Annotated in this window: 5 protein-coding genes; 3 read left to right on the forward strand and 2 right to left on the reverse strand. The window is 40.0% G+C overall.

The genetic code is table 11. The annotated features are described in order from the left end of the window. Positions 1–466 precede the first annotated feature (466 nt). The 3 genes from VB694_RS10585 to VB694_RS10595 all read left to right on the forward strand — a co-directional run bounded on the left by VB694_RS10585 (position 467) and on the right by VB694_RS10595 (position 4,175). On the forward strand, positions 467–2,059 hold the full coding sequence (locus tag VB694_RS10585) for a photosystem II high light acclimation radical SAM protein (RefSeq protein ID WP_323360281.1): 1,593 nt from the start codon (positions 467–469) through the stop codon (positions 2,057–2,059). Between the two features lie 83 nt (positions 2,060–2,142). Continuing rightward, positions 2,143–3,540 (forward strand): DICT sensory domain-containing protein, encoded by a 1,398-nt coding sequence (locus VB694_RS10590; RefSeq protein ID WP_323360282.1) that lies wholly within the window; start codon positions 2,143–2,145, stop codon positions 3,538–3,540. After that, a complete protein-coding gene (locus VB694_RS10595) occupies positions 3,537–4,175 on the forward strand; it encodes a pentapeptide repeat-containing protein (RefSeq protein ID WP_323360283.1) in 639 nt (212 codons plus the stop codon). Before VB694_RS10590 ends, VB694_RS10595 begins: the two co-directional genes overlap by 4 nt. A 156-nt stretch (positions 4,176–4,331) precedes the next feature. On the opposite strand, the gene VB694_RS10600 is transcribed toward VB694_RS10595, so the two are convergent. After that, complete coding sequence (locus VB694_RS10600; protein WP_323360284.1) at positions 4,332–4,622, reverse strand: hypothetical protein; 291 nt, start codon at positions 4,620–4,622, stop codon at positions 4,332–4,334. Then, the gene (locus VB694_RS10605; protein ID WP_323360285.1) at positions 4,619–5,455 is read right to left on the reverse strand and encodes a type II CAAX endopeptidase family protein; all 837 of its coding nucleotides are present in this window, start codon (positions 5,453–5,455) and stop codon (positions 4,619–4,621) included. Before VB694_RS10605 ends, VB694_RS10600 begins: the two co-directional genes overlap by 4 nt. Between the last annotated feature and the right edge of the window lie 154 nt (positions 5,456–5,609).

The raw sequence follows: 5,609 nt of genomic DNA on the forward strand, positions 1-5,609 counted from the left end.
CCCCATTACCTTGGGTATTCGTTAAGGAGAAATTGAAATCCAAAGCTTGCGCCGGAGATGCACCACTAAGAACCATACCAGCGACAGCACCACCAACCACCAAAGGCAAAATCCGAGATAATTTCATTACATTGTCCTTTTTTAAGGTTTGCAAATAACGTCAGTCACAAAAAAGGTGATTCAAAGCCCGGTAAAAACTTAGACACCTAAACATGGGGACATTAACCGCATTGTAAAAAAAAAGACAAAGATGTCTAGGGGATTTACGAGAATTTACACGATTTTCCTGTAATTTTGTTGTATTTCACATCACTACAAAATATTTGCCAATTGAAAGGGCAGTTTTTTATTTACATTACCTTATAGTAAGTAAAATTACGCACATTCCCAAAAATACCCTCACCAAAATAAAATTAAATATTGGTAAATTAATATTAAGCCCACAAATACCCTCAAAATTGGCAAGATGGCAGTTGAAACAACCATGATGGAAAATCGAATCCTTTACGTTCGCCTTCCCTGTAACCCCATCTTTCCCATTGGGGTTGTCTATCTATCGGATCATGTCCACAAACAATTTCCTAACATCGAACAAAAAATCTTTGATTTAGGAACAGTTCCACCTTTAGATTACGCCACCGCCCTAGATCGCTGTATTGATGAATTTAAACCCACCCTCTTAGTCTTCTCTTGGCGAGATATCCAAATCTATGCACCAGTGGGAGGTAGAGGAGGAAACCCCCTCCAAAACGCCTTTGAATTTTACTATGCCAAAAACCCATTCATAAAATTACGGGGTGCATTGGGCGGTTTGCGGATCTTCATCGCTTACTATGTAGAACTATGGCGGAACTTGGGATTAATCAAACGCGGTCTAAAACGCGCCCAAAGATATCATACCCAAGCCCGTGCAGTGGTTGGTGGTGGTGCAGTCAGCGTATTTTATGAACAATTAGGAAAAAGCCTACCCGCAGGAACGGTTATTTCCGTCGGTGAAGGTGAAACCCTACTAAGTAAATACCTGAGTGGAGAGGAATTCAGGGATGAACGTTGTTATGTAGTGGGAGAAAACCAACCTCGCAAACGACTTATCCATGAACAACCCACACCTTTAGAGAAAACAGCTTGTAACTATGACTATATAGAAACTATCTGGCCAGAAATTAATTATTACTTGCAAGATAAAGATTTCTATATAGGAGTACAAACTAAGCGTGGTTGCCCCCATAATTGCTGTTATTGTGTTTATACTGTAGTTGAAGGTAAGCAAGTCAGAATTAATCCCGCTGATGAAGTGGTAGCAGAAATTCGCCAATTATACAATCGTGGTGTGCGTAATTTCTGGTTTACTGATGCTCAATTTATCCCTGCTCGCAAATATATCGACGATGCTATAGAACTATTACAAAAGATTGTCGATTCTGGCATGAGCGATATAAACTGGGCAGCATACATCAGAGCCGACAACTTAACACCAGAGTTGTGTGATTTGATGGCAAAAACAGGGATGAACTACTTTGAAATTGGCATTACCAGTGGTTCTCAGGAACTGGTACGGAAAATGCGGATGGGTTATAATCTGCGGACTGTCTTGCAAAACTGTCGTGATTTAAAAGCAGCTGGTTTCAATGACTTGGTTTCCGTCAATTACTCATTTAACGTCATTGACGAACGCCATGAAACTATTCGCCAAACTATCGCTTATCACCGGGAACTAGAAAGAATTTTTGGTGCGGATAAAGTCGAACCTGCCATTTTCTTTATTGGTTTGCAACCTCATACCCACCTGGAAGAATACGCCTTTAAAGAAGGTATCCTCAAACCAGGGTATGATCCAATGAGTTTAATGCCCTGGACAGCTAAAAAACTCTTATGGAATCCTGAACCACTCGGTTCATTTTTCGGGGAAGTCTGTTTACAAGCTTGGCGACGTAACCCCAACGACTTCGGACGCGAAGTTATGAACATCTTAGAAGAAAAATTAGGCTGTGCTGAGTTAGAAGCAGCACTTTCAGCGCCAATTGAAACCAAAGATAAACATCTGGCAAGCGTATCATAGAAAACAAGGGAGTATAGGGATATTTTGAATTTAGATTTGAATTTTCCCTCTCCCGTCCCCGGCGATTATTTTCACCAAAACTCATGCTAGAAGGTTCAATTCTCCAAAAACTAGAATTAGCGCATCGGCACACTACCAGACCGGTTCATTTTGGGGTGTACTACAAAAATACCCTAGTGGCTTTGTGTCACGCACTGGAAGATCACATCTTAACTGAAGATGGTGCGCCTTTAGTAATCACAGCATTTCAACAGGGTAAATGGTATTTGCAAGAAGCGAATAGATACGCAGATATTGCCAGATGCAGCCGTGAAATCGCGATTATGGCATCGGCTGATGCGGGATTTGCCGAACACCCTACCAGTCAGTTACCCAATGTTGATTTAGTGCCTATAGCCCCAGGTGATCCTGTAGAGCAGGAATGGCATTTAATTATTTTATCACCTGAATACACAGCGATGGTAATTTGTCAAGAATTATCTGATGCTGATTATGGAATCGGTGGTTTACCAGCGTCGGATTTAGAGCGGAAATTTTATGGTTTGTGGACATTTGAGCCAGATTTAGTGAGTGAGACAGCAGAAATAGCGATCGCACACATTCAGAAATATAACCCAGAATTAGCCACTAAACTCAGCGCCCATAAACAAGCAATTAAGACTTCTATTGCTGCACCGAAAGACTTAAATGCAGTTGTTACCCGCGTTGTTGAGTACCTACAAACAGGACAAGAAAATTTAGATATCCCCGTAGCCTTAGAAAAAAAAGCCCTAGACCGCAACTTGGTTTCTAACGAAATCCAGGCATTTTTGCGGATGGCGCAATTAATGGATTTAGCCGATATCAACAATCCCAGAGCCGCCTCAGAAGTCGTGGCACTTTCGGAAACAATCGGGCAGTTGTTAGATTTACCCGCATGGCAAATTAAGAGATTGCGCCTAGCCAGTTTATTACACCGTATAGATCCACTACAAAGGGCAGAAAGTCTTCTCACTCCCAGCACATCCAATAATTACCAAGAAAATGCCCCCAGTTGTCCTTTAACCTGTTCTCTGATCCCAGGAGTACAAGTATTACGGACAATGCCACGATTGCGAGCCGTTGCCCAAATTATCACTCACCAAACCGAGTGGTGGAATGGAACAGGAGAACCTGCTGGGTTAGCTGGAGATGACATCCCCCTGGAATCGAGAATTTTAGCCTTAGCAGCAGATTTTCAGTCACACGTCAATCAGCAAAAATACTCAGATAAAAGTGGAGTAGATATATTCGCTCAAGCTCTAGATGAGTGCAGATTACAACAATCTACCCGCTTTGACCCTAAACTTGTAGATACCCTAACTTTATTAGTCATGGGTTTACAGCAGGGACTCGATTTACCCCTAATGATACCCAAAGCCAGCAGCGGTATGTGGTTACTTGATTCCCGTTGGGACAGCCACAGCAAAAGTAGAGAGGAGATTAGTAATTACAGCCAATGAATATTGAAGCCATTAGATTAGGAAAAATCAAACAACTTCCAGGCGCAGATTTAGAAGACGAGGAACTATCCCAAATAGATTTAAGCCGCGTTAACTTTGCAGGTGCTACCCTTGTAGGCACTAACTTTGCAGGTTCTAAACTCGAAGGCGCACATTTTGAAGGCGCTAATTTGATGGGCGCTAACCTCCAAGAAACTGACTTGCGAGCTAACCTGATGGGAGCAAATTTAATGCAAGCAGATTTAAGTAATGCTGATATGCGGGGTAGTAATTTAAGAGGTGCTAACCTGATGGGTGCGACACTCAATGATGTCACTTTAGCAGGTGCTTTCTTGAGTGGTGCTAATTTAATGAGTGTGAACTTGCAAGGTGTTGACTTACGTAGTGCTGAATTACGCGGTGCTAACCTCACAGGAGCAAATCTTAAAGGTGCTGATTTGAGTCGTGCTGATTTGCAAGGAGCATTATTGAGTCAAGCCAACCTAGAAGAAGCAGATTTGCGAGAAGCTAACCTAGCAGGGGCAAATTTCACCGGCGCTAATTTACTTTGTGCAGAGTTAGAAGCTGCAAATGTAACCGGGACTAATTTATCTGAAGCTTGTTTAATAGGTACTGTCCTAGAAGCAAATCACTAATCACTAAATCACATCCTCATACTGAAACATGAATGATACTTTGTCTCGCGCTCAAGAATGGTTAACTGTTTTTGCCTATCTTGGGTTTACCATGTTTATTATTTGGCGCATATTTGCCACAGATAAATAATACAGCTTTTGCAGTTGAGTTAATTACTACTTGAAAAAACTGCAAATCATTTTACCAGAACTATTTTCTGTAAATTGGGAAACAGTTCCATCTTTATTTACCTTAAATTTCCCCCGACAATTATAAATTTCTACGGGTGTTTTTACACCATCTATACTCATAGATGCCCGATATTCCCAATATTTTTTGGCGCTGCGTTTAATATTAAGAATACAAATTTCATGTCCATCGTAATGATGACAGACAATAGCTAAAGCTGGAAATGGGAAAGAAAATAAAAATATTAATAATAGTAAAATTACTAGATATTTAATCATAATTTATTATTCATTTTTAATGCTTTACCCCGCATCCACCAAGCTAGTCCACCCATAAACAAAACTCCCATAATTCCTTGTAAGGGATTATTATTCACACCTGTTATCCAGTCAGGAACTACTCCCGCATATTTTGTTAATTCTCCCACATTAATAATGTAATAACCCCAAACTAAACCACCATGTAACCCAATTGGTAAACCTAAGCGTCCTCTTGTTCCCCGCTTTCCCCATACCTGCGTTAATCCCAATAATACTAAAGCTGGAAATTGTGGTAATGTGTGAATAATTGCTGCTAAAGGTTTAATAAAATGGGCAACAGCAAATAAAATGGCATCTATCCAAGCGGCTAAACTTAAATTATAATCTCGTTCTAACTCATTCAATAACCAACCCCGAAATAATAATTCTTCCGCAAAACCTACACCGAAACTAACTAGCAAACCTTCTAAAATTATTTTCAATAACAAAACTTTGGGTTGTTGCCATATCACCCAACCGAATAAACCCTGTAAACTAAATACAATTAAAATACTGATTAACCCAATAGCTAAACCTTTAACAAAATCTACACCATTGGGGCGGGAAAATTCTAAACCATAATGAGTTAATATTTTTGGTTGCTGATAGACTCGCTGACCCCATAACTTGAGCAGAAAAATAAACTCAACATAAAGTATTACCATTGTCAAGATACTTTCTAAATTAGTATCAGACACTAGCAAGTAAATCGGTATCGCCAAAGGTAGCCATAATAATAACAAAGCAATGATAAAACAACCCAGCCGCAAAGGGGCAGGACTTTGGGAAATTCTCTCTAGATTAATTCTCATAATTGATTAGTCATCTATTATCAGTCAACAATATACTACTAATGACTAATAACCAATGACTAATAACCAATATAGCGGTGTGTGGTTGAATGATATCCAAAATTGTCCGTAAAATCCATAAACTAAGAGATTTTTAACTCTGTTCCCTGTTCCC

The organism is Anabaena sp. UHCC 0451 (assembly GCF_034931405.1).
Taxonomy (GTDB): Bacteria; Cyanobacteriota; Cyanobacteriia; order Cyanobacteriales; family Nostocaceae; genus RDYJ01.